This is a genomic window from Dyella thiooxydans (genome assembly GCF_001641285.1).
GTDB lineage: Bacteria > Pseudomonadota > Gammaproteobacteria > Xanthomonadales > Rhodanobacteraceae > Dyella_A > Dyella_A thiooxydans.
Genome location: NZ_CP014841.1, coordinates 3,134,357 through 3,157,670 on the forward strand (window position 1 = coordinate 3,134,357; position 23,314 = coordinate 3,157,670).

20 protein-coding genes are annotated in these 23,314 nt (G+C 66.2%); 14 read left to right on the top strand and 6 right to left on the bottom strand.

All coding sequences use genetic code 11. The annotated features are described in order from the left end of the window. The first annotated feature begins 19 nt into the window (after nt 1-19). The 4 genes from ATSB10_RS14220 (at nt 20) to pnuC (ending at nt 3,912) form a co-directional block, all read left to right on the top strand. A complete protein-coding gene (locus ATSB10_RS14220; protein ID WP_063673419.1) occupies nt 20-1,738 on the top strand; it encodes a thiamine pyrophosphate-dependent enzyme in 1,719 nt (572 codons plus the stop codon). 232 nt (nt 1,739-1,970) lie between these two features. Next, nucleotides 1,971-2,381, top strand: coding sequence for a hypothetical protein (locus ATSB10_RS14225; protein WP_063673420.1), 411 nt, complete (start codon nt 1,971-1,973; stop codon nt 2,379-2,381). Nucleotides 2,382-2,440: 59 nt separating this feature from the next. Further along, nucleotides 2,441-3,340: a ribokinase gene (gene rbsK / locus ATSB10_RS14230; protein WP_063673421.1), complete on the top strand. Its 900-nt coding sequence runs from the start codon at nt 2,441-2,443 to the stop codon at nt 3,338-3,340. Further along, nucleotides 3,337-3,912 carry a nicotinamide riboside transporter PnuC gene (gene pnuC / locus ATSB10_RS14235; RefSeq protein ID WP_063673422.1) on the top strand — a complete coding sequence of 192 codons (576 nt, stop codon included), beginning with the start codon at nt 3,337-3,339 and terminating at the stop codon, nt 3,910-3,912. The genes rbsK and pnuC overlap by 4 nt, the downstream gene beginning before the upstream one ends. 26 nt (nt 3,913-3,938) lie before the next feature. Here the strand turns inward: pnuC and mnmE are convergent, their stop codons facing one another. The 4 genes from mnmE to rpmH are packed head-to-tail and all read right to left on the bottom strand — an operon-like array spanning nt 3,939 to nt 7,656. Next, nucleotides 3,939-5,288, bottom strand: a complete 1,350-nt coding sequence (mnmE, locus tag ATSB10_RS14240; protein ID WP_236886429.1) for a tRNA uridine-5-carboxymethylaminomethyl(34) synthesis GTPase MnmE — start codon at nt 5,286-5,288, stop codon at nt 3,939-3,941. A 49-nt stretch (nt 5,289-5,337) separates the two neighbouring features. Continuing rightward, nucleotides 5,338-7,071: a membrane protein insertase YidC gene (yidC, locus tag ATSB10_RS14245; protein ID WP_063673424.1), complete on the bottom strand. Its 1,734-nt coding sequence runs from the start codon at nt 7,069-7,071 to the stop codon at nt 5,338-5,340. Between the two features lie 55 nt (nt 7,072-7,126). Next, nucleotides 7,127-7,507 carry a ribonuclease P protein component gene (gene rnpA / locus ATSB10_RS14250; RefSeq protein ID WP_083966233.1) on the bottom strand — a complete coding sequence of 127 codons (381 nt, stop codon included), beginning with the start codon at nt 7,505-7,507 and terminating at the stop codon, nt 7,127-7,129. 14 nt (nt 7,508-7,521) lie between these two features. Continuing rightward, nucleotides 7,522-7,656 (bottom strand): 50S ribosomal protein L34, encoded by a 135-nt coding sequence (rpmH, locus tag ATSB10_RS14255; RefSeq protein ID WP_008211413.1) that lies wholly within the window; start codon nt 7,654-7,656, stop codon nt 7,522-7,524. Nucleotides 7,657-7,847: 191 nt separating this feature from the next. On the opposite strand from rpmH, the gene dnaA reads away from it, so the two are divergent. From dnaA to ATSB10_RS14300, 9 genes are all read left to right on the top strand, one after another. Next, complete coding sequence (gene dnaA / locus ATSB10_RS14260) at nt 7,848-9,194, top strand: chromosomal replication initiator protein DnaA (protein ID WP_063673425.1); 1,347 nt, start codon at nt 7,848-7,850, stop codon at nt 9,192-9,194. Nucleotides 9,195-9,447: 253 nt separating this feature from the next. Continuing rightward, nucleotides 9,448-10,548 carry a DNA polymerase III subunit beta gene (gene dnaN, locus ATSB10_RS14265; protein WP_063673426.1) on the top strand — a complete coding sequence of 367 codons (1,101 nt, stop codon included), beginning with the start codon at nt 9,448-9,450 and terminating at the stop codon, nt 10,546-10,548. A 96-nt stretch (nt 10,549-10,644) separates the two neighbouring features. Next, entirely contained in the window at nt 10,645-11,718 is a 1,074-nt protein-coding gene (gene recF / locus ATSB10_RS14270; RefSeq protein ID WP_063674510.1) for a DNA replication/repair protein RecF, read from the top strand. A 74-nt stretch (nt 11,719-11,792) separates the two neighbouring features. After that, nucleotides 11,793-14,213 carry a DNA topoisomerase (ATP-hydrolyzing) subunit B gene (gene gyrB, locus ATSB10_RS14275; RefSeq protein ID WP_063673427.1) on the top strand — a complete coding sequence of 807 codons (2,421 nt, stop codon included), beginning with the start codon at nt 11,793-11,795 and terminating at the stop codon, nt 14,211-14,213. 221 nt (nt 14,214-14,434) lie between these two features. Further along, entirely contained in the window at nt 14,435-15,724 is a 1,290-nt protein-coding gene (locus ATSB10_RS14280; RefSeq protein WP_205631059.1) for a tetratricopeptide repeat protein, read from the top strand. 201 nt (nt 15,725-15,925) lie between these two features. After that, complete coding sequence (locus tag ATSB10_RS14285) at nt 15,926-16,585, top strand: energy transducer TonB (protein ID WP_063673428.1); 660 nt, start codon at nt 15,926-15,928, stop codon at nt 16,583-16,585. A gap of 47 nt (nt 16,586-16,632) precedes the next feature. Further along, nucleotides 16,633-17,367 (top strand): MotA/TolQ/ExbB proton channel family protein, encoded by a 735-nt coding sequence (locus ATSB10_RS14290; protein ID WP_063673429.1) that lies wholly within the window; start codon nt 16,633-16,635, stop codon nt 17,365-17,367. Nucleotides 17,368-17,378: 11 nt separating this feature from the next. Next, nucleotides 17,379-17,789, top strand: coding sequence for an ExbD/TolR family protein (locus tag ATSB10_RS14295; protein WP_017461659.1), 411 nt, complete (start codon nt 17,379-17,381; stop codon nt 17,787-17,789). A 5-nt stretch (nt 17,790-17,794) separates the two neighbouring features. Next, the gene (locus tag ATSB10_RS14300; RefSeq protein ID WP_063673430.1) at nt 17,795-18,199 is read left to right on the top strand and encodes an ExbD/TolR family protein; all 405 of its coding nucleotides are present in this window, start codon (nt 17,795-17,797) and stop codon (nt 18,197-18,199) included. A gap of 77 nt (nt 18,200-18,276) precedes the next feature. Here the strand turns inward: ATSB10_RS14300 and ATSB10_RS14305 are convergent, their stop codons facing one another. Both ATSB10_RS14305 and ATSB10_RS14310 read right to left on the bottom strand, forming a co-directional pair. Continuing rightward, entirely contained in the window at nt 18,277-19,020 is a 744-nt protein-coding gene (locus tag ATSB10_RS14305; RefSeq protein ID WP_063673431.1) for a pyridoxine 5'-phosphate synthase, read from the bottom strand. Between the two features lie 91 nt (nt 19,021-19,111). Then, on the bottom strand, nt 19,112-19,753 hold the full coding sequence (locus tag ATSB10_RS14310) for a 4'-phosphopantetheinyl transferase family protein (protein ID WP_063673432.1): 642 nt from the start codon (nt 19,751-19,753) through the stop codon (nt 19,112-19,114). An 87-nt stretch (nt 19,754-19,840) separates the two neighbouring features. Here ATSB10_RS14310 and ATSB10_RS14315 point away from each other — a divergent pair, with 87 nt between their 5' ends. After that, nucleotides 19,841-23,311, top strand: coding sequence for a hybrid sensor histidine kinase/response regulator (locus ATSB10_RS14315; protein ID WP_063673433.1), 3,471 nt, complete (start codon nt 19,841-19,843; stop codon nt 23,309-23,311). Nucleotides 23,312-23,314: the final 3 nt, after the last annotated feature.

Here is a 23,314-nt window from a genome sequence, read left to right on the forward strand (position 1 = left end):
CATCGACGCGGAGTGCCCCATGTCCAGGAAGAAGGTCGCCGACATCATCATCGAGACGCTGGTCGAAGCCGGCGTGCAGCGCTGCTACGGCATCGTGGGCGACACGCTGAACCACGTCACCGATGCGATCCGCCGCAGCCCGATCGCCTGGGTGCACATGCGACACGAGGAAGCCGGCGCCATGGCCGCGGGCGGGGAGGCGCTGATCACTGGACGGCTGACTGCCTGCGCCGGTACCTGTGGGCCGGGTAGCCTGCACTTCGTCAACGGATTGTTCGAGGCTCATCGCAATCGCGCACCGGTGGTGCTGATCGCCACCCAGGTGGCGACCGCCGAGATGGGCATGGACTTCCCGCAGGAAGTGGACCTGAAGGCGATCTACGACACCTGCAGTCACTTTTGCAGCTACATCCATCATCCGGCGCAGGCGCGCCGGGTCACCGCGCTGGCCGCGCAGGCGGCGCTGAACCGCCGCGGCGCGGCGGTGATCATCGTGCCCGGCGACATCAGCAGCGCCGAGGTGGACGAGGGCCTGCCGTTCCGGCCGCACCAGCCGCAGCCGCTGCTGCGTCCCAGCGACACCGAGCTGGATGCGATCGCCGATCGGCTCAACGCCGGCAAGCGCGTGACGATCTACTGCGGCTCCGGCTGCGAGGGAGCGCACGACGAAGTGGTCGCACTGGCCGAGAAGATCCAGGCGCCGGTGGCGCATACCTCGCGCGCCAAGGATTTCATCGAGCCGGACAACCCGTACAACGTCGGCATGACCGGCATCATCGGCGAGCCCTCGGGCTTCCGCGCGATCGACGCCTGCGACACCCTGCTGCTGCTCGGTGCCGACTTCGCCTGGAGCCAGTTCTACCCGCACGAAGCCACGCTGATCCAGGTCGACAGCGATCCCACCCACCTGGGCCGCCGCCATCCGGTCGACCTCGGTGTGGTCGGGCACGTGCGCGAGACGCTGCAGGCGCTGTTGCCACGGCTGCATCCGCGGGAAGATCACGCCTTCTTGCGCAACAGCCTGCGCCTTCGCGCGGACACGCGCGGGCGCGAGCAGGGCGAGGAGCATGCCGGTCACGATGGGCTGGTCCATCCGCAGTACCTGACGGCACTGATCGATCGCCACGCCGACGACGATGCGGTGTTCACGGCCGATGGCGGCAGCCCGATGGTGTGGCTGTTGCGGCATGTGCGCAGCAACGGCCGGCGACGGACGCTCACCAGCCTGGTGCACGGCACCATGGCGAACGCGATGCCGTCGGCACTCGGCATCAAGAAGGCGCTGCCGGAGCGGCAGGTGATCGCGTTGTGCGGTGATGGCGGCCTGGCCATGCTGCTGGGCGACCTGCTCACCGCCGTGCAGGAAGACATCCCGATCAAGGTGGTCGTCTACAACAACGGTTCGCTCGGCTTCGTCGAGATGGAGCAGAAGGTGGAAGGCCTGCTCGACGCCTATACCGACCTGAAGAACCCGGACTTCGCCCGGCTCGCCGATGCGATGGGCATCTACGGTCGCCGGGTGGAAAGCGCCGGCGCGCTGGAAGAGGCGGTCCGGGACGTGCTGTCGCGACCCGGCCCGGCCCTGCTCGACGTCAGGGTCAACCGCTATGAACTGGTGATGCCGCCGAAGATCGAACCGGGCCAGGTGCTGCATACCGCGCTGTACTCGGCCAAGGCGGTGCTGAGCGGTCGCGGCGACGAGGTGGGCGAGCTGCTGCGCAGCAACTTCCTTGACTGAAGATCGGGCGGAAGCAACGGCTTGCTCGCACCCGCCTTGGGCAAGGCCGGAACGCGGCCGCAGCCTAGCGGCGCGTCTGGCCGCGCCAACGGTTCCCGACCGGCAACCGTCTCGCGGACAAGCGGCCGGGATGACCCGCGCCGCACCTCGAGGGACGCGCCCCTTCGTGCGGCGGGTCAACCCGCCTGACGGAAGGGCGTTCGGAAGGAACCTTCCCACGCAGGAGCCGGCCATGCCCCGTCCGCTGATCTTCATCGCACTGCTCGGCTTCGGCCTGGTGTCCGTCCAGGCCTTGGCGCAGGATGCTCCCGCCACACCGCCCGCCGGTGCCCGTGCCGAAAAGGATCCACAGCGCCAGGTTCGGCACCTCAGCCGCCTGCTCGACCTGAGCCCGCAGCAGGCCGCCGCGTTGGCGCCGGTGATCGAGCAACGCCAGCAGCAGCTGTCCCGGCTGCGCCAGAACACCTCGCTGGACCGGCGGGTGCGGCGCGACCGGCTCCGTTCGATCCAGCGCGACACCGATGCGCAGATCCAGTCCGTGCTGACCGACAGCCAGAAGCAGAAGTACGCGCAGTGGAAGCAGCAACTGCAGGAGCGCCGTCAACAGAAGCAACGAGGCAGCGGCACCGCCGACGGCGAGTAGGCACGGCACGCGAACGGCATCGCGTATGCTGCACGGCCTGATCGCTTTCCGGAGTGCGTATGACCCGCATCGTCGTCGTGGGCAGCATCAACATGGATCTGGTGACGCTGGCGCCGCGCTTCCCCGCGGCGGGCGAGACGCTGCTGGGCGAGCGCTTCCTCACCGTGCCGGGCGGCAAGGGCGCCAACCAGGCGGTGGCAGCGGCGCGACTCGGCGCGGAGGTGATGCTGGTCGGTGCACTGGGGCGCGACGCGTTCGGCGAACAACTCGCCCGCGGGCTGTCCGACGAAGGTGTGGACACGACCCACGTGGCTTTGCTTGATGACGTCGGCAGCGGTACGGCATCGATCACCGTGGCCGAAGGCGACAACCAGATCGTCGTGGTTCCGGCCGCCAACGCCCATGTCACACCGGCCCAGGTCGAGGCCGCGCGGGCGCATATCGAGCGCGCCGACGCAGTGCTGGTGCAGATGGAAATTCCTCTGGAGACCGTCGAGGCGACCGTCCGGCTCGGCCGGTCGCTCGACGTGCCGGTGATCCTCAACCCGGCGCCGGCCCAGCCGCTGCCGACCGAATGGCTGGCACGGGTGCGCTACCTCACGCCCAACCAGCATGAACTGGCGACCGTGCTCGGTGACGAGGGGCGCACCGACTTCCGCGAACTGATACGGCGCGCGCCCTGCCCCGTGGTACTGACCCGGGGCGGCGAGGGCGCGTGGTACCGCGAGCAGGGCGAACCGCGGCACCAGGCCGGGTTCGCCGTGGACGTGGTCGACACCACCGGCGCCGGCGATACCTTCAATGGTGCGCTGGCGGTGTTCCTGCGCGAGGGACTCGAGACCGCCGTGCGCAAGGCTTGCGCCGCTGCCGCACTGTCGGTGACCCGGCTCGGCGCCCAGGGCGGCATGCCCCGCCGGGTCGAGCTTGATGCGTTTCTTGCCGGCCAGGCCAGCACGTGAGTCCGCTGGAGATTGCTGCCAACGTGCTGGCCGGGGCGTCGATCCTGCTGGCCGGACGCAACAGCGTGCACACCTGGTGGACCGGCATCGTGGGTTGCAGCCTGTTCGCCATCGTGTTCCTGCACAGCCGGCTGTATGCCGATGTGGTGCTGCAGGCGTTCTTCGTCGGCACCAGCGTCGTGGGCTGGTGGCAGTGGCTGCACGGACGCGACGGCGAGGCGCTTCCGGTGACCGACCTGCCGCCGCGCCATCTGCTCGGACAGGTCCTCGCCGGGGCCGTCGGCGCCGTTCTCTACGGCCTGCTGCTGCGCCGCTTCACCAATGCCTATGCGCCGTTCCTGGATTCGACCGTGCTCGCTTTCAGCATCGTCGCGCAGTTGCTGATGATGCGTCGGCGCGTGCAGAACTGGCCGTTCTGGCTGCTGGTCAACTCGATCGCCGTGCCACTGTATTTCAGCCGCGGTCTCTACCTCACCTCGGCGCTGTACGCGGTTTACTGGATCAACGCGCTGGTGTCCTGGCGGCACTGGCGACGGTTGCGTGAGGCAACGGCCGGGCTCGCCACCGCCTGATCAGCGGCGCTTGGCGCGAGCGGGCGCTACTTGCCGATGCAGAACGAGCCGAAGATCGCGCCGAGCAGATCGTCGCTGGTGTACGTGCCGGTGATCTCGCCCAGCACGTGCTGGGCCTGGCGCAGCTCTTCCGCGGCCAGCTCGCCCGCGCGCAACGCAGCCAGCGCGTGCGCCGCCTGTGCCAGCAGGTTCCCGACCCGGCGCAACGCGTCGACGTGGCGGCGGCGTGCGCTGAAGGCACCTTCGCCACCGGTCTGACCCGCGAGCCGTTTGAGCACCTCGCGCAGTGCATCCACGCCGAGACCGGTACGCGCCGACAGCCATAGCGTCTGGATCGCGTCCATCGTCCCGGTGGCGGGAAGCCCACCATCGCGGTCGATCTTGTTCACCACCACCACGCGCGTGACGTCTGGCGGGAGCGAGGTCAGCAGGGCCAGATCCTCCGCGTGGTGCGCCTGTTCGGTCACCAGCAACGCGACGTCGGCCATGGCCAGCTCGCCATGCGCACGGCGCACGCCTTCGCGCTCGACCTCGTCCTCGGTGTCGCGCAGGCCCGCGGTATCGGCCAGCTCCAGCGCGATGCCGTCGAGCCATACGGTTTCACGCAGCACGTCGCGGGTGGTGCCGGCGATCGATGTGACGATGGCGCGATCCCGGCCGGCCAGGGCGTTGAGCAGGCTGGACTTGCCTGCGTTCGGCCGGCCGACGATGACCACCCGAAGGCCGTCGCTCAGCCGCACGCCGCGTTCGGCCTCTTGCAGCAATGCCGCGTGCCCGTCGCGCAAGGCCTGCAGTTTCCTGGCAATGGCCGGATCGGCGAGAAAATCGATTTCTTCCTCGGGAAAGTCGATCGCCGCTTCCACGTGCACGCGCAGGTCGATCAGTCGCTGCAGCAGATCGAGTACCCGGCGCGAAAAGACGCCTTCCATCGAGTGCAGGGCAGCGCGGGCCGCTGCTTGCGAGCGGGCCGCGACCAGATCGGCGACCGCCTCGGCCTGGGCGAGGTCGAGCTTGCCGTTGAGGAATGCCCGCTCGGTGAACTCGCCGGGTCGGGCCAGTCGCGCGCCGAGTGCACATACCCGGCGCAGCAAGGCGTCCAGCAGCACCACGCTGCCGTGTCCCTGCAATTCGAGCACGTGTTCGCCGGTGTAGGAGTGCGGGGCCGGGAAGTACAGCAGCAGGCCCCGATCGATCAGCTCGCCGTCGGCGCCGCGGAAAGCGGCGAAGTGCGCATGCCGTGGCGTCGGCGGACGGCCGAGAAGGGCCTGCGCGATTGCCGGGACGCCCGGCCCGGAGACCCGTACCACGCCGACACCGGCCGCGCCCGCTGCGGTAGCGATGGCGGCGATGGTGTCGTGGTTCGCGGTGGCATTCACGCGGAGGACTCCCGACATGGAACGGCCCGCCAGTGGCGGGCCGTCCGGATCAGCGGCTGGCCAGCGCCTTGGCGGCCTCGGCGCGATCGATACGCCGTGTCACCCACCACTGCTGCGCCAGGCGGCACAGGCCGTTGACGATGTAGTACAACACCAGGCCGGCGGGGAAGAAGGCGAACATCACGCCGAACATCAGCGGCATGAACTTCATCATCTTCGCCTGCGTCGGATCCATGCCGGGCTGGGTCGGCATCATCCACTGGGTCATCAGCATCACGCCCATGTACAGCACCGGCAGCACGAAGTACGGATCGGCCGCGGACAGGTCGTGGATCCAGCCGACGAACGGCGCTTGGCGCAACTCCACGCTCTCGCGCAGCACGGTGTACAGGGCGAAGAAGATCGGGATCGTGATCAGGATCGGCAGGCAGCCGGCGACCGGGTTGATCTTCTCCTTCTTGTACAGCTCCATCATCGCCTGCTGCATCTTCTGCTTGTCGTCGCCGTAACGCTCCTTGAGGGCGTCCATGCGCGGCTTGAGCTTGCGCATGCGCGCGGCGGAAACGTACTGCGCCTCGCTGAGCTTGTAGATCGCAAGGTTGATCAGCAGCACCAGCAGGATGATCGCGAAGCCCCAGTTGCCGACCAGGTGGTGCAGGTGGGAGAGGATCCAGTGCAGCGGGCTGGCGACGATCGAGAAGATGCCATAGTCCAGCGCCAGCTCGAAGCCCGGCGCCAACGCGCCGAGCTGCTCGCGCAGCTTCGGCCCGACGTATAGGCGGGCAGCGGTGGTGCCGCTCTGGCCCGGTGCCACGGTGATCGACGGGCCCATGTCGCGCACCAGGTAGCGCGGGCCGTCCTGGTCGTTGATCACCGTGCTGGAGAAGGTGTCGGCCTCGCTCGACGGCGGCAGCCAGGCGGTGACGAAGTAGTGCTGCTCCATCGCCAGCCAGCCGCCGGTGACCGGCTGGTTCAGCGGCTCCTTGGCGAATTTGTCGAAGGCCAGCTTGTCGAACTTGTGCTCCGGGCTGTACCAGGCCGCGCCGAAGAAGCTGTAGCGCGACTGGTCGGAGAACTTCGCCAGGAAATTGCTGTGCACCGGCGCCGGTGGCACCACGCGCTGCAGCTGGCGGTAGGCATTGCCGGTCCACGGCTTGGCGCTGCCGTTGTCGATCTTCTGGCTGAGGTCGACCACGTAGCTGCCGCGGTGCAGGGTGTAGCGCTTGATCACCTTCAGGCCGGAGGGGTCGGTCCAGGTGAGGTCCACATCGAGCGTGTCCTGGCCCTTGGCCAGCGTGTAGCTGGCCTGCGTCGACTGGAACAGCGCGCGGTGGTCCGGCGCCGGACCGGTGCCGCTGATCAGGCCGTCCTGGGCGGCGAAGAAATGCGAGCCGGTATCGTCGAGCAGGCGGATCGGCGCAGGATCCGGATCCTTCTTGGTGCGCGGCGTGACCGGATAGTCCAGCAGTTCCGAGCGGACCAGGCTGCCGCCGCGGGTGTCGATGGTCAGCCGCAGCACGTCGGTGGTGACGGTGATCAGCTGTGCCTTGTCGCCGGCGGCCGGTTTGGCCAGCTCGTTCGACGGCACCGCTGGCGTGGTCGGCACGGACGCTCCCGGAACGCTGCCATCAGCGGTGGTCGCAGCTGCCGGGCTGGCGGCGGTGCCTGCGGCCGCTACGGCGGGTACGGCCGGTTGCGGACCGTAGTCCTTTTCCCAGGCGTTCCACAGCAGGTAGGCCACGGCCACCAGGGCGAACAGGAGGAAGGTACGCGTTTGGTTCATCGCGGGGCAGATCCGGTGGGCGCGGCGCCAGGGCGCGGCGACGAAAGAAAAAAGGTCAACGCGCGATTGTGCCGGCCACGGGATCGGGCTTCAACGGCAGGAGCTTGCGCCACAACGCGTCGAGCTCGGCCAACAGCTCCGGTCCGGGCAGGTGTGCGGCTTGCTCGCGCGCCATCACTACGAGGTCGATCGCGGGCAACTGGTGGCGAATGCGGCGGAATGACTCACGCGCAAGGCGCTTGATGCGGTTGCGCTCGACCGCGCGCTTGGAGACCCGCTTCGAGATCGCCAGGCCGAGCCGGGCATGGCCGTGGTCGTTCGGCCGGTAGCGCACAGAAAAACAGCGGCCGCCTAGGCGGCCGCTGGCTTGACGCAAGGCGGCGAAATCACCGGCGCGGCGAAGCCGCGCCTCGCGCGGCAGGCCGGCGGCACGCATGGCTTGCGCGCCGCTTACGGGATCAGGCGCTTGCGGCCTTTGGCGCGACGCGCATTGAGAATCTTGCGACCGTCGGCCGTGGCCATGCGGGCACGAAAGCCGTGGGTGCGGGCGCGCTTGAGCTTGCTGGGCTGGAAGGTCCGCTTCATGGCTTCCTCCTGATTAATGGTGAGAAAAAGGTTGGAAATTATGCGGAGTTGCTTGACCTGCTGTCAAATGGCCCCTCGCGCGGGCTGTGGACGGGGTGTGGATAAATCTGCCATTCGCGGTGGATGGTGCTGTTAGACTTTCGCGTCCACCCTGCGCGCAAGCGCCCCTGCCGTGGTTGAAAGAACGATTCATGAGTGATCTCTGGCGGCGCTGCCTCGAGCGTCTGGAAGGCGAGCTCGGCGCCGACGAACTGCATACCTGGCTGATGCCCCTGCAAGCCCGGGACGCACATACCGGGCTGCAGTTGTTCGCGCCGAACCCCTACACCCTCGACACCGTTCGCGATCGTTACCTGGCGCGGATCGAAACGGTGATCGAGCAGCTCACCGGGCACGTGCTCGAGGTACGCCTCGAAGTCGGGTCGAACACCTCACGCGCCCCGTCGACGCGGTCTGGATCGGGCAACACCGCCGCGCGCCCTGCGGCAGTGGCCCCGGCCCCGCAGAGCGTGCCGTTCGTCCACAACCTGGACCCGCACTACACCTTCGAAACCTTCGTCGAGGGCAAGTCCAACCAGCTCGGCAAAGCGGCGGCCATTCAGGTGGCGACCAACCCGGGACGCGCGTACAACCCCCTGCTGCTGTATGGAGGCACCGGACTGGGCAAGACCCATCTGATGCACGCGGCAGGCAACCTGATGCGCGAGCACAATCCAGACTTCAAGGTGCTGTACCTCCGGTCCGAGCAGTTCGTGGGCTCGATGATCGAGGCGCTGCGGACCAAGAGCATGGACCAGTTCAAACAGCGCTTCCGCTCGGTCGACGCGCTGCTGATCGACGACATCCAGTTCTTTGCCGGCAAGGACACCACGCAAGAGGAGTTCTTCCACACCTTCAACGCGCTGTTCGAGTCCAAGCAGCAGATCATCCTGACCTGCGACCGTTACCCCAAGGAAGTGGACAAGCTCGAGCCGCGGCTGAAGTCACGTCTGGGCTGGGGCCTGTCGGTGGCGATCGAGCCGCCGGATTTCGAAACGCGCGCCGCGATCCTGCTTTCCAAGGCGCAGGACAAGGGCGTGCAGGTGAGCGAGAGCGTGGCGATGTTGTTGGCCAAGCGCATCCGCTCCAACGTCCGCGACCTGGAAGGGGCACTCAACACGCTGGCGGCCAAGGCCAACTTCTTCGGCCGGCCGATCACCACCGATTTCGCCGAAGAAACCCTGCGCGACCTGCTGGCCACGCACGCTCAGGCGGTGACGGTACCGAACATCCAGAAGATCGTCGCCGAATACTTCAATGTGCGCCTACAGGACCTGTTGTCCAAGCGGCGCGTGCGGTCGCTGGCACGGCCGCGGCAGATGGCGATGGCGCTGGCCAAGGAACTGACCGAGCACAGCCTGCCGGAAATCGGCGAGGCGTTCGGCGGGCGCGACCATACCACCGTGCTGCACGCCTGCCGCACCATCAGGAAGCTGTGCGAGACCGATGCCCGCATGCGCCAGGACTGGGAGCAGTTGATCCGGACCCTTACCGGTTGAGTCGATCCACCCGCAGCGGCACAACTTCTTGATAAGAGGTGTCGCAACTTGTGGATAAGTGGGGGATGTTTTGCCGGCGAAATTTATCCACAATTGGCACACAGTCTCGCCAAGGCTTCAGACACAGGGTGGAATCGGCGTAAACCCTTGATTACTAAAGGTTGTTCCCGTCAATTCGGGTTGTGCACCGATACAGCAACAACCACCACCCTTCTTTTAAAAACAGAAAAGCAGTGTTAGGGGACGCCCATCCATGCAATTCAGCATCCAAAGAGAAGCCCTGCTCAAGCCGCTCCAGCAGGTCGTCGGCGTCGTTGAACGGCGTCAGACGCTCCCCGTCCTGGCCAACCTCCTTGTTCGGGTGGCCGACGGGCGCGTGTCCCTGACCGGAACTGACCTGGAAGTGGAAATGGTCGCCACCACGGCGGCAGACAAGCTGGCAGACGGGGAAACCACGATCCCGGCACGCAAGCTGTTCGACATCGTGCGCGCGTTGCCCGACGGTGCCCAGATCGAGCTCAAGCTCAACGGCGATCGTGTCGCGATGAACGCGGGACGCAGCCGCTTCACGCTGGCCACGTTACCGGCCGGCGAGTTTCCGACCATCGACGAGATCGAGCTGGTCGAAAAGGTCAGCCTTCCAGAGGAAGTGCTCAAGGACCTGATGGAGCGTACGGCCTTCGCCATGGCGAACCAGGACGTGCGTTATTACCTCAACGGCATGTTGCTTGACCTTCAGGAGCACACGCTGCGCTGTGTTGCGACCGACGGCCATCGGTTGGCGTTGAAGGAGACCCAGCTGGAAAGTTCCGTGTCCTCCCGGCGCCAGATCATCATTCCCCGCAAGGGCGTGAATGAGCTGATCGGGTTGTTCGAGAACGGCGACGGCACGGTGGAGCTGGAGTTCGGGCGGAACCATCTGCGTGTGCGTCGGGGTGACGTGGTGTTCACCTCCAAGCTGATCGATGGCCGGTTCCCGGACTACGAGGCAGTAATCCCGCTCGGTGCCGACAAGCGGGCGACGCTCGACCGGGAGGTTTTGCGCGGGGCGCTGCAGCGTGCTGCCATCCTCTCGAACGAGAAGTACCGAGGAGTGAAGCTGGAACTCTCGCCAGGCAAGCTGCGCATCGTGGCGCACAATCCTGAGCAGGAAGAAGCCGTGGAAGAGGTCGAGGCCGATACGTCGGTGTCCGATCTGGCGGTCGGTTTCAATGTCGGCTATCTGCTTGATGCGCTCGCCGCGCTGCGCGGCGACAAGGCCAGGCTCAACCTGCGCGATGCCCAATCAAGCTGCCTGGTGCAGGAAGACGACAGCGAGCAGTCCCGCCATGTGATCATGCCGTTGCGTCTCTGATGCTGATTGCGTGAGCCGGAGGCGCTTGAGCCGTATCGCCACTGGACGCCGGAGCCGTCACCTGACGCTCCGGCGTTCTTCGTTGTGGGTGTCGCCATGCGCCTGGTGAAGCTGAAGATCAGCTCGTTGAGGTGCTTTCGAGACGTTGAGCTCGAGTTGTCGCCCGGTATCAATGCTTTCGTCGGGCCCAATGGGGCAGGGAAGACCAGTCTGCTCGAGGCTGCATTTGTGCTTTCCCACGGACGCTCGTTTCGTAGCGGCGCCCGCGATGCGCTGATCCGGCGCGGAGAGCGTTCCTTGGGCATCTTTGCCGAGGTGTTGCATGCCGATGGCCGGCTGGATCGCCTGGGCATGGGCAAGGATGGGGTGCATTGGCAGGCTCGCCTCAATTTCGAGGGCTGTTCGGTCGCCGAACTGCTTGGAAGGTGCGCGGTGGTCAGTTTCGATCCTGGCTCGCATGCACTGATTTCCGGCGGCGCCGAGGAGCGCCGGCGATTTCTCGACTGGGGCGTGTTTCACGTGGAACACACTTTCCTTGAGCTTTGGCGGCGCTACCAGCGCGCCCTGAAGCAGAGGAACAGCTTGCTTCGAAACAAGCAGTCGGACAACGCCCTGTTCGCGCCGTGGGAGCACGAACTGGACGAGAGCGCAGCGAACATCGACCGCCTCAGGAGGAGCTACCTCGATCGCCTTGCTCCGGTTCTGGCGCAATCGGTGGCTACCTTGCTTCCGGAGCTGGGCGAGTTGAGCCTGCGCTATCGCCCAGGTTGGTCAGAACATGGAACGTTGCGGGAGCAACTGGCCAGTTCCCGGGGGAGGGATCTTTCCAAGGGGCACACGACCATCGGGCCGCATCGGGCCGACTGGCAGATTGCCTTCGCTCACGCACCCGCTCGTGAGCATTTGTCGCGCGGCCAGGAGAAGCTCACCGCGCTGGCTTGCCTGCTGGCCCAGGCAGGACTTTTTTCGGAGGAGCGGGGGGAGTGGCCGATCGTTTGTATCGATGATCTCGCCTCGGAGCTTGATCGGGCGCATCAGGCGGCGCTCGTCGAACAATTGCGTGTGGCCGACGCACAGGTTCTCGTCACCGGTACCGAGCTACCGGCCAGCCTGGATCCCCAGGCACGTGTGTTCCACGTGGAACAGGGTGTGGCAACGCCCCTGCTATAATTGGAAGGTTGACCATCCTCCGGCCCTTCGCGGCGCCATGCCGGGGGATTCCGGCGCCGGAGACCAGCCACCGAATGAACACGACTTACGATTCGAGCAACATCAAGGTACTCAAGGGCCTCGAAGCGGTGCGCAAGCGCCCCGGCATGTACATCGGCGACACCGATGACGGCACCGGCCTCCACCACATGGTGTTCGAAGTCGTCGACAACTCGATCGACGAAGCGCTCGCCGGCTATTGCGACCATGTCATCGTCACCATCCACGACGATGGGTCGGTCAGCGTCAGCGACAACGGTCGCGGCATCCCGGTCGGGATGCATCCAGAGGAGGGTCGTTCCACCGCCGAGGTGGTGATGACCGTGCTGCATGCGGGCGGCAAGTTCGACGACAACTCGTACAAGGTGTCCGGTGGCTTGCATGGCGTGGGCGTCTCGGTGGTCAATGCGCTGAGTGCGCACCTGTGGCTCACGATCTACCGCGAAGGCAAGGAGCACGTCCAGGAATACAAGCTGGGTGAGCCGCAGTACCCGGTAAAGGTGGTGGGCGATACCACGCGCCGTGGCACCACGGTGCGCTTCCTGCCCAGCTCGGAAACCTTCAGCCAGGTCGAATTCCACTACGACATACTGGCCAAGCGCCTGCGCGAACTGGCCTTCCTCAACTCCGGCGTCACCATCGATCTGAAAGATGAGCGGGGCGAGGGGCGTCAGGATCGCTTTGCCTACGAGGGTGGCATTGCCTCATTCGTGCAGCACCTTTCCCAACTCAAGACGCCGCTTCACCCGAACGTAATCAGCCTGAGTTCGATCTCAGAGCAGGACGGGATCTCGGTGGAGCTTGCGATGCAGTGGACGGATTCCTACCAGGAGACCGTGTTCTGCTTTACCAACAACATCCCGCAGCGAGATGGCGGTACCCATTTGACCGGCTTCCGTGCCGCGCTTACCCGATCGCTGCAGGGCTACATCGAAAAGGAAGGCCTGGCCAAGAACGCCAAGGTCGCCTTGTCCGGCGATGACATGCGCGAAGGCCTGATCGCCGTGCTCTCGGTGAAAGTGCCCGATCCGAAGTTCTCGTCGCAGACCAAGGACAAGCTGGTTTCCTCCGAGGTCAAGACGGCCGTCGAGCAGGCGGTGAACGAAAAGCTCGGCGAGTTCCTGCTCGAGCATCCCAACGAAGCCAAGGCGATCGCTTCCAAGGCGGTCGATGCCGCGCGGGCCCGCGAGGCGGCACGCAAGGCGCGCGAGATGACTCGACGCAAGGGCGCGCTCGACATCGCCGGCCTTCCGGGCAAGCTGGCCGATTGCCAGGAAAAGGACCCCGCGTTGTGCGAGCTGTTCCTGGTCGAGGGTGATTCGGCAGGTGGTTCGGCCAAGCAGGGACGCAATCGCAAGTATCAGGCCGTGCTGCCGCTGAAGGGCAAGATCCTCAACGTGGAAAAAGCGCGCTTCGACAAGATGCTGTCCTCGGCGGAGGTCGGCACGTTGATCACCGCGCTGGGCACCGGGATCGGCAAGGAGGATTACAACCCCGACAAGCTGCGCTACCACCGCATCGTCATCATGACCGACGCGGACGTGGACGGTTCGCATATCCGCACATTGCTGCTCACGTTCTTCTACCGTCAGATGCCCGAGCTGATCGAACGCGGCCACGTCTACATCGGCCTGCCGCCGCTCTACAAGCTCAAGCAGGGCAAACAGGAGTTGTACCTCAAGGACGATACCGCGTTGAACGAGTACCTGATCTCGAACGCGGTCGACAATGCCGAACTGGTCTATGCACCGGGAGCGCCGGCGATCACCGGCGAGGCCCTCGAGAAGCTGCTGCGCGACTACCAGCAGGCACTGGACCAGATCGTCCGTCTCAGCCATCGCGTCGATGCGGCGGTGTTGTCCGCGCTGCTCGAGCACCCACCCATCGATGCGTCGCTCTGGGCCGAGGCGGATGCGATGCAGGGGTGGCTGGACGCCGTTTCGGCCAAGCTCGCAGCCTCCGGCCTTGGCAAGCCGCGTTATCGACTGGCCCTTCGTGAGGCGACCGCCGACCAGCCTGCCGCGATCGAGGTGATCCGCGAACAGCATGGGTTGAGCCACACCTGGTTGCTGCCGCAATCGTTCTTTGCCAGCAGCGAATTCCGGCCGATCCTGTCAACCAGTCAGCAGCTCTCGGGCCTGGTGCAACCCGGTGCGGTCATTCGGCGAGGCAATGCCTCGCGTGGCGTGGCTAGCTTCGCCGAGGTCCGCGCCTGGCTGCTCGACGAAGCCAAGAAGGGCCGTAGCATCCAGCGCTTCAAGGGCCTGGGTGAGATGAACCCGGAGCAGTTGTGGGAGACCACGGTGAACCCGGAAACCCGGCGCATGCTGCAGGTCGGCATCGAGGACGCCTTCGCTGCCGACCAGATGTTCTCCATGCTGATGGGCGAGGCCGTCGAACCACGCCGCGACTTCATCGAAGCCAATGCCCTGAAGGTGGCGAACCTCGACATCTGACAGGGTTCAGGCCAGCCCGTCCGGCGGCGCTCATCGTTCTGGTGGCGCCGCCGTGTTCGCTGGAGATACGTTACAGATAACTGCATACGCAGCCGCATGCTAAATGTTTGATTTTTATAAAATCGTCATGTGGCAGCGCGACTTGTTATCGATTGCATGTGCCGGTAGTCTTGGGGATCCCCTTACGCCTTTCTGCGCGTAATCCCGACATGAGGACAGCCATGAAGCATGCCCCCCTGTTCAAGTTGCTGGCAGGCGCGACTCTTGCCTTGACGATCATCGCTGCGCCGGTGGCCCACGCCAGCCATGCGGACAAGGACAAGAAGGAAGCGTTGTACCCCAACGCGACCCGCAAGGAGCCCAAGCTCGACCTGACCAACAGCAAGGATCAGAAGCAGCTCAGCGAAGGGCTCGATGCAGTCAACTCGGGCGACGCGGCCAAGGCCGAGTCGGTCCTGCAGCCCATCCTGGACAAGAGCAAGAGCAAGTACGCCCAGGCACTGGCCCTGCAGGGTCTGGCCAGCCTGAAGTACAACGCGGGCGACCTGAAGGGAGCGATCTCGCTGCTGTCCCAGGCACTGGCCAATGGGGTCATGCCGAATGACACCTACTTCCAGCTCGAATATGAGATGGCCCAGTTCCAGCTCGCGGACGAGCAGTACCAGGCGTCGATCGACACGATCGCCAAGTGGCGCGCTGAGGGCAAGCGCGATACCGCGGACTCCCACGCGCTCGAAGGCAATGCCTACTACCGGCTGCAGAAGTATCCGGAGGCGATCGCCGCGATGAAGCAGGCGATGTCGATGACCGACAAGCCGCAGAGCAGCTGGAACCAGATCCTGATGGCCAGCTATGCCGAGTCGGGCCAGAGCGACCAAGCCGCGCAGCTGGCCGAACAGCAGTTCGAGGCCAATCCGAATGACCCGACCACGCTGAACAATGCAGTGGCGGTGCTGATGCAGGCGCAGAAGTACCCGGAAGCCATCAAGCTGATGGAGAAGGCCAAGGCACAGGGTGTTCTGAAGTCCGACAAGGACTACGTGAATTTGGCCAAGCTCTACCTGATCACTGGCCAGACGACCGACAACCCCAAGCCCAACGCGCTGAAGGCCGTGCAAACTCTTGAGGACGGCATGGCCAGCGGGACCATCCCGAGCACCTACGAGAACAACAAGCTGCTCGGCGATGCGGCCTATGTGGCCGGCAACGAGTCCAAGGCAGTCGCCGCGTACAAGAAGGCCATCCCGATGGCGACCGATGGCGAGGCTGCGGTTCGCGCCGGCCAGATCCTGGTGGTGCAGAACAAGAATCGCGAGGCGGTTCCGCTGATTCAGCAGGGTATTGCCAAGGGCGTGAAGCACCAAGGTTCGGCTTACATGTTGCTGGCCGAGGCCGAGCGTGGCCTGAAGAACAAGCCCGCCGCCATCGCGGCGATGAGGAAGGCTGCGCAGGATCCGGAAACCGCGGCAAAAGCCAAGGACTGGTTGCGGAAGGCAGGAGCCGGCAAGTAACGCCAAGGCCTTGTTCCCCGGGCACAAATAGACGTCCAAAACCCGTGCCCGGGAGCTATACAAACGCCTTGCGCTGATGTACCGTTGAAATCTTTCCGCGCGCGAAAAGTTCCCGCGTTTCATGGCCTTGTTAAGGCCTGAGACACCGCTTCAGCGCTGCGGCAAACGCCCACCGATCGACTAGCTCCAAGATAGTGACAGATGGCCTCAAGCAACCACGAAATCGACAATAAGTCGTTCAATTGGAGGCGCACCTGGGCGTTGGCAGCCGCCATCGCGCTGCATTCCTTCGCGTTCCTGATGCTGGTGGCGCCCATGGCCCCGCCCAAGCAGGCGCAAAAAGAGAAGGATAAGGTCGTCCAGGTAAACTTCATCGAGCCGCCGCCGCCGCCGCCGCCGCCGCCGCCGCCGCCGCCGGAGCCGCCGAAGCAGCCGCCGCCGAAAATCATCAAGCAGGTGCAGCCGCCGCCGACCCCGCCGCCGCCGGCTCCGCCGCCGCCGGTGGACGAGGCGACGAATAACCCGGCGCCGCCGGTCCCGCCCGCGCCGCCGGCTCCGCCGGCTCCGCCGTCGGACATCACGGCCAGCCAGGACCTGAGCTACAACAGCCGTTTGCAGCCGCGCTACCCGCCGCAGGCGATCCGTCAGCGTCACGAAGGTACGGTGACGCTGCTGATCCTGGTTGGTGTCGATGGCTCGGTGAAGGACGTCAAGGTGGACGTCTCGAGTGGTTATCGCGAGCTGGACCGCGCCGCCATCGAAGCTGCACGCCACTGGCGCTTCAACCCGACGATCCGCAATGGTCAGAAGGTCGAGGGCTACGCCCGTGTCCCGGTCAATTTCAACCTCAATCAGCTGTAATCCCCATTACAGTTACAGTTCACGCTTGACTTCCCAAGGGTAGCGTTATGTTCCAAGAGACCTCTGCACCTCTGTCCAATGCCGAAGCGATGAAGCAGATCGGCTTCGACGCACTCCTCCACAACCTTGATCCGCTGGGTTGGATCGTGCTGGTCACCCTGGTGATCATGTCCGTGTCCTCCTGGTACTTCATCGTCGCCAATGCGATCCGCAACGCGATGGTGCGTTCGCGTGCCGACAAGGTGATCGACGGCTTCTGGAACACCGGTTCCACCCAGGAAGCCATCCGCGAGCTCGAGGCCCAGCCGAAGAGCGAGCCGTTCTCCAAGATCGCGCTGGACGCGGCTTCGGCCGTCGCCCACCACCAGCAGGCCGCTGCTGGTGGCAACGGTCTGGCCCAGACCCTGAGCCGCTCGGAGTTCATCGACCGTGCCCTGCGTCAGGCCGTGGCTCGCGAGAGCCTGCGCCTGGAAGGCGGTCTGACCCTGCTGGCAACGGTTGGTTCGTCCGCTCCGTTCGTCGGCCTGCTCGGTACCGTGTGGGGCATCTACAACGCGCTGATCGGCATCGCTGCCGCCGGCAATGCGTCGATGGTCGCGGTGGCCGGTCCGGTGGGTGAGTCGCTGATCATGACCGCGATCGGTCTGTTCACCGCAATCCCGGCGGTGCTGGCCTACAACTTCTTCAACCGCTCCAACCGTCTGACCTACGCCCAGTTCGACGAGTTCGCGCACGACCTGCACGACTTCTTCGCCACTGGCGCGCGCGTCGAAGGCAAGTGAGGGTCTGACCCATGGCGATGAGCACCGGAAATTCCGGCGGTCCGATGTCGGAAATCAACGTCACGCCCCTCGTGGACGTGATGCTGGTGCTGCTGATTATCTTCATGATCACGGCACCGCTGGCCAGCCACAGGATCACCGTCAAGCTACCCACGGCGACTCCGATCAAGGCTGACCCCAAGCCCATCAAGCCGCTGGACCTGGCCGTGCAGGCAGACGGATCGATGTTCCTCAACGATGCATCGGTGGACGAGAACCAGCTGAAGGCGGCCCTGGCCGTGGCTGCGTCCGAGTCGCCCCAGCCGGAACTCCAGATCCGCGCCGACAAGACGACCGAGTACAAGATCGTGAAGAAGATCCTCTCCGATGCGAAGGACCAGGGCATGGTCCACGTCGGTTTCATCACGACGGCGAAGGAGTAACGACCATGGCTTTCAGTACGGGAAGCGGCAAGGGGCCGATGGCGGACATCAACGTCACGCCCCTCGTCGACGTGATGCTGGTGCTGCTGATCATCTTCATGCTTACCGCGCCGATCGTGACGCATGACGTGAAGATCGATTTGCCGCAGCCGACCAACAACCCGCCGCCGGATACCGATCATCTCGATCCGATCCGTCTGAAGATCGATGCATCGGGTGCCTACTACTGGAACGATGTGCCCGTCGACGAGGCAGGCATGAAGGCCCAGATGGCGGTGATCGCGCAGCAGACCAACCAGCCGGAAATCCAGATCAGCGCGGATGACGCGGTGGCGTACGAATACCTGGCGCGTGCCCTGGCGGACGCGAAGAGCTACGGCCTGGTCAAGATCGGCTTCACCGAGCAGTAAACCCGCTCGGAACACAAGCGTGAACTGAAACCCCCGCCCCCGGCGGGGGTTTTCTTTTGGGTGGACCGGTCGCCGAACTAGTCGAGGATCTGCAGGTAACGACGTACCGTTGCCGCCAGCCCTTCGTAGAGCGCCTCGCCGATCAACGCATGGCCGATCGACACCTCGGCCAGGCCGGGAATGGCCGCCTTGAACGTGCCGAGGTTTGTTTGGCTCAGATCGTGCCCGGCGTTGACCGCCAGCCCCGCCTGCTGCGCGCGCCGAGCCGTTTCCACGCAAGCGGCCAGGGCGTCGCCGACGCGGCCTTCCGCGAACGCAGCGGCGTACGGACCGGTATAGATCTCCACGCGTTGTGCGCCAATGCGAACCGCCGGCTCGAAGTTCGTCGTCCCGGCATCCACGAACAGGCTGACCCGGCAACCGATCTCGCGGAAGCCGGCCACCAGGGGCGCCAGCCGGTCCGCGTCGCGCACCAGGTCGAAACCGTGGTCCGAGGTGATCTGTCCATCGCCATCCGGCACCAGGGTGATCTGGGTCGGCCGGACCTCACGCGCCAGCGCGAGCAGACCGGGATAGCTTCCGCGTGCCCCGGCGAACGGATTGCCCTCGATGTTGTATTCGACGCGTCCCCGCAACAGCTGCGCCAGCATGCGGACATCGTCGGGTCGGATGTGCCGCTGGTCCGGGCGCGGGTGGACGGTAATGCCCCCGCAACCGGCTTCGATGCAGGTCTGTGCAGCCCGGGCGAGAGAAGGCTCGTCGCCGCCGCGCGAGTTGCGCAGCACGGCGATCTTGTTGAGATTGACGCTCAGCAGGGTCATCTAAGTCGGCACCAGCGCAGCGAGGAAAGGACACGCGCGGAGCGAAGCACCGCGGCGGACCTCAAGAGTACGCCAACTGCATGACGCCGGATCACTCGAAGTCGCCGCGCCAGCGAACCTCCATCGGCTGGCCCCGCCAAGCCAGCGCGGCCACCCAGGCCTCGTCGCAGATGAGCTCTTTCAGATGCCAGTCTTCGAGTGCTTCACCCTCGAATGCGAGCAGCTCGGGCGCGCCGGGACCGACCGACACGGCCACCCGATCCATGCCGAACGCGAGGCCGCGGCCCTGCGCTTTCAGCAGCGCTTCCTTGGCAGTCCACAGGCGCAGGAAATGCAGTGGCCGGCCCGCATCGTCGCAGCGTGCGAGAGCGGTCGCCTCGGCCTCGGCAAAGAAGCGTCTGGCGAGCGCCTGCACGTCACGCGTCCGCCGGGCTCGATGCTCGAGATCGATACCCGGTTGCACCGACCGCGCCACCGCGACGAGCGCGCGCTCACCGCTGTGCGACCAGTTGAAACGGAGTGCGCCGTGCCTGCCCACCGGAAGCATCGGCCGGCCATGCTCCTCTTCGCGCAAGCGGAGCGTGTCCGCATCGCAGCCCAGATACCGGGCGAGCAGGCGCCGCAGCGGTCCCCGCCCCACCGCGGGGCGATACGCGCAGGACCACACGTGAATCTCGTCTTCGCCCAGGGGCTCTGCTAGTTTGGCCTGCGTCGGCCGGACATGCTCGGACATGCCCGGCATGGTGCCGGGCCGCAGGCGGCCAGCACAAGAACCGGACAGGAGCGCCACGGACGCGCGCGCATCGGGCGAGGGCGATCGGTGATTTCAGGCTGGCTGCTGCTGATCGTGGCCGCACTCTACGTGGGGCTGCTCTTCGTGGTCGCCTGGAAAGGCGATCGCAACCCGCTGTATCCGCGCAAGGCGTCCCTGCGGCCGCTGGTCTACAGCCTCGCGCTCGCCGTCTACTGTTCGTCCTGGACGTTCTATGGCGCGGTCGGTACGGCGGCGCGCGATGGCCTGGCCTACCTGCCGATCTACCTCGGCCCGGCCCTGCTGTTCCTGTTCGGTTTCGGCCTGATGAGCCGGCTGGTGACCGTGGCCGGCCAGCGCAACATCACCACCATCGCCGACTTCATCGGCGCGCGCTTCGGCAAGTCCCACGGCCTGGCCGCCCTGGTGGCGCTGATCGCGGTCACCGCCGTGGTGCCCTACCTCGCGCTGCAGTTCAAGGCGATGGCGATGTCGGTGGACGTGCTGTCGGACACCGGGCCGACATCGATCATTCCCTCCGCGGACAGCGCGCTCTGGTGCGCGTTGCTGCTGGCTGCATTCGCGATCCTGTTCGGCACGCGCAGCATCGACGCCAGCGAGCACCATCACGGCATGATGCTGGCGATCGCGCTCGAGTCGGTCATCAAGCTGGTCGCCTTCCTCACGCTCGCCATCTACGCGCTGTGGCGCGGTCCCGGCTGGGACGCCCTGGCGGCGCTGCCGCCGGCGCGTCTCACCCAGGGCCAGTCGCCGGGCTTTCTGGCCCAGACCGTGCTCGCCTTTCTCGCGATGTTCTGTCTGCCGCGGCAGTTCCAGATCGGCGTGGTGGAGTGCGAGGACCCGCACGACCTGCACCGCGCGCGCTGGATGTTTCCGCTGTACATGCTGCTGATCAGCGCGGCGGTGCTGCCGATCGTGGCTGCCGGCATGCACCTGCCGGCGGTGCGCGGTGGGCTTGCCGACGCCTGGGTGCTCAACCTGCCGCTGGCCCACGGCGATCGCGGCATGGCCCTGGTGGCGTTCCTCGGCGGATTCTCCGCCGCGACCGGGATGGTGATCGTCGCCACCGTGGCGCTCTCGACCATGATCAGCAACGACCTGGTGATGCCTGCCCTGCTGCGCATCCGGAGACTTCGGCTGGAGCAGCGGCAGGATCTCTCGCTGCTGCTGCTGCGCATCCGGCGCGTGGCCATCATCTCGCTCTCGCTGCTGGCCTACGGCTACTACCGGCTGGTGGCGGACAACGCCAATTTGGCGGCAACCGGCCTGCTGGCATTCGCTGCGGTGGCGCAGTTCGCGCCGGCGATCATCGCGGCGCTGTACTGGCGCGGCGCCAGCCAGTCGGGCGTGGCGATCGGCCTGCTCGCCGGCTTCGGCTCCTGGTTCTACACCCTGCTGCTGCCGGCCATCGATCGCCATGCCCGCTGGCTGCAGGAAGGGCCGTTCGGCATCTCCTGGCTGCGCCCGCAGGCGCTGTTCCACCTCAGCGGCTGGGACCCGGTCATGCACAGCACCTTCTGGTCGCTGCTGCTCAACGTCGGCTGCCTGGTGTTCTTCTCGCTGCGTTTCCGGCCCAGCCTGGCCGAGCGCATCCACGCAGCGATGTTCGTCGATCCGTACATCGCCAGCAGCAGCGGCAGCGGCGACTGGCGCGGCCGCGTCGCGGTGGGCGACCTGATGACGATCGCCGGCCGCATCGTTGGCGAGCGCAGCTCGCAGCGCGCCTTCGCCGAGTACGGCCTGCGCCAAGGCAAGGCGCTGGAGCCGAACGAGTCGGCCGACCGCGCGCTGATCCAGTACACCGAACGCCTGCTCGCCGGCGCGGTGGGCGCGGCCAGCGCGCGCCGCATCCTGATGGGCGCGCTGTCCGGCTCGGGCCTGGACATCGCCGAGGCGATGGCGCTGATGGACGAAGCCTCGCAGGAGCTTCGCTTCAACCGCGAGCTGCTCTCCACCACGCTGGAGAACGTTTCCCAGGGCATCAGCGTGGTCGATGCGCGCATGCGCCTGGTCACCTGGAACCGCCGCTACCTCGAGCTGTTCGACTATCCCGACGGCATGGTCTACATCGGCGTGCCGGTCGCCGACCTGATCCGCTGGAACGCCGAGCACGGCGAATGCGGCCCGGGCGAGGTGGAGGAACACGTCGCCAAGCGCATCGGCCATCTGCGCGCCGGTACGCCGCACCTGTTCCAGCGGGTGCGCCCCGACGGCACGGTGATCGAGATGCGCGGGCGGCCGCTGCCCGGTGGCGGCTACGTCACCACCTACACCGACGTCACCGCCTACAAGCACGCCGAGCTCGCGCTGCTCGAGGCGAACGAGAACCTCGAGCAGCGCGTAGACCAGCGCACCGCCGAGTTGAGCGAGGCGCTGGACGCCACCGCGCGCGCGCAGCGCGAGGCGGAGGCGGCCATGGTCTCCAAGACCCGTTTCCTCGCCGCCGCCAGCCACGATCTGCTGCAGCCGCTCAACGCCGCCCGCCTGTTCACCTCGGCCCTGCGCCAGCAGCCGGCGCTGGACGAGGAGTCGAGTCGCCTGGCCGAGCGCATCGACGCCTCGTTCCGCGCTGCCGAGGATCTCCTGGACGCGTTGCTCGACGTCTCGCGACTGGATGCCGGGCGCTACCAGCCCGAGTTCGGCGACTTCGCCCTGGCCGACCTGTTCGACTCCCTGCGCGCGCAGTTCGCGGTGGTCGCCGAGCAGCGTGGCCTGCGCCTGCGCGTGGTGCCGACCAACCTGTCCATCCGCAGCGACCCGCAGCTGCTGCGGCGGATCCTGCAGAACTTCCTCTCCAATGCCCTGCGCTACACCCGCGAAGGTGGCGTGCTGCTGGGCGCGCGGCGCGACGGCGATGAGGTGCACATCCAGGTCTGGGACACCGGGCCCGGCATTGCGCCGGAGCAGCGGGCACACATCTTCGACGAGTTCCAGCGCCTGCAGCGCCCTTCGCCCTGGGGCGAAAAGGGCCTGGGCCTGGGTCTGTCGATCTGCGACCGCATCGCGGCGATCATGGGTCACCGTCTCGAACTGCATTCGCGCGAGGGACACGGCAGCTGCTTCGGCTGCGTCGTACCGCGCGTGGCCGCGGTGCCCCGTCGCCCCGCGGTCGCCCCGCGCCTGCCGACCGGCGAACAGTTGCCGCTGACCGTGCTTTGCCTGGACAACGACCCCGCCATCCTCGACGGCATGAAGGCGTTGCTCGGGCGCTGGGGCGTCGATTGCCGGCTCGCCGAGGATGTGGCGCAGGCCGAGGCCGAGCTGCGCCGCGGCGGGGTCGATCTGGTGCTGGCGGACTACCACCTGGCCGACAGCACCGATGGCTTGCAGGCGCTGAACCAGTTGCGGCTCCGGCTGGGCAGCCTGCCGCCGGTGGCGATGATCACCGCCGACGGCAGCAGCGAGCTGAAGCAGCGCGCGCGCGAACTGGGCTATCCGTTACTGCACAAACCGGTGCGTCCGGCCGCGTTGCGTGCATTGCTCGGCGCGCTGGTGCGTCGCCAGGCCAGCAACGGCTGATCG

What these genes read in the sequence shown, in the direction of transcription:
- ATSB10_RS14220 (WP_063673419.1), top strand. Translation starts at nt 20, where the DNA reads ATGTCCAGGAAGAAGGTCGCCGACATCATCATCGAGACGCTGGTCGAA.
- ATSB10_RS14225 (WP_063673420.1), top strand. Translation starts at nt 1,971, where the DNA reads ATGCCCCGTCCGCTGATCTTCATCGCACTGCTCGGCTTCGGCCTGGTG.
- rpmH (WP_008211413.1), bottom strand. Translation starts at nt 7,656, where the DNA reads ATGAAGCGGACCTTCCAGCCCAGCAAGCTCAAGCGCGCCCGCACCCAC.
- dnaN (WP_063673426.1), top strand. Translation starts at nt 9,448, where the DNA reads ATGCAATTCAGCATCCAAAGAGAAGCCCTGCTCAAGCCGCTCCAGCAG.
- ATSB10_RS14300 (WP_063673430.1), top strand. Translation starts at nt 17,795, where the DNA reads ATGGCTTTCAGTACGGGAAGCGGCAAGGGGCCGATGGCGGACATCAAC.
- yidC (WP_063673424.1), bottom strand. Translation starts at nt 7,071, where the DNA reads ATGAACCAAACGCGTACCTTCCTCCTGTTCGCCCTGGTGGCCGTGGCC.
- ATSB10_RS14305 (WP_063673431.1), bottom strand. Translation starts at nt 19,020, where the DNA reads ATGACCCTGCTGAGCGTCAATCTCAACAAGATCGCCGTGCTGCGCAAC.
- ATSB10_RS14280 (WP_205631059.1), top strand. Translation starts at nt 14,435, where the DNA reads ATGAAGCATGCCCCCCTGTTCAAGTTGCTGGCAGGCGCGACTCTTGCC.
- dnaA (WP_063673425.1), top strand. Translation starts at nt 7,848, where the DNA reads ATGAGTGATCTCTGGCGGCGCTGCCTCGAGCGTCTGGAAGGCGAGCTC.
- rbsK (WP_063673421.1), top strand. Translation starts at nt 2,441, where the DNA reads ATGACCCGCATCGTCGTCGTGGGCAGCATCAACATGGATCTGGTGACG.
- rnpA (WP_083966233.1), bottom strand. Translation starts at nt 7,507, where the DNA reads ATGCGTGCCGCCGGCCTGCCGCGCGAGGCGCGGCTTCGCCGCGCCGGT.
- ATSB10_RS14310 (WP_063673432.1), bottom strand. Translation starts at nt 19,753, where the DNA reads ATGTCCGAGCATGTCCGGCCGACGCAGGCCAAACTAGCAGAGCCCCTG.
- gyrB (WP_063673427.1), top strand. Translation starts at nt 11,793, where the DNA reads ATGAACACGACTTACGATTCGAGCAACATCAAGGTACTCAAGGGCCTC.
- ATSB10_RS14295 (WP_017461659.1), top strand. Translation starts at nt 17,379, where the DNA reads ATGGCGATGAGCACCGGAAATTCCGGCGGTCCGATGTCGGAAATCAAC.
- recF (WP_063674510.1), top strand. Translation starts at nt 10,645, where the DNA reads ATGCGCCTGGTGAAGCTGAAGATCAGCTCGTTGAGGTGCTTTCGAGAC.
- ATSB10_RS14290 (WP_063673429.1), top strand. Translation starts at nt 16,633, where the DNA reads ATGTTCCAAGAGACCTCTGCACCTCTGTCCAATGCCGAAGCGATGAAG.
- ATSB10_RS14285 (WP_063673428.1), top strand. Translation starts at nt 15,926, where the DNA reads ATGGCCTCAAGCAACCACGAAATCGACAATAAGTCGTTCAATTGGAGG.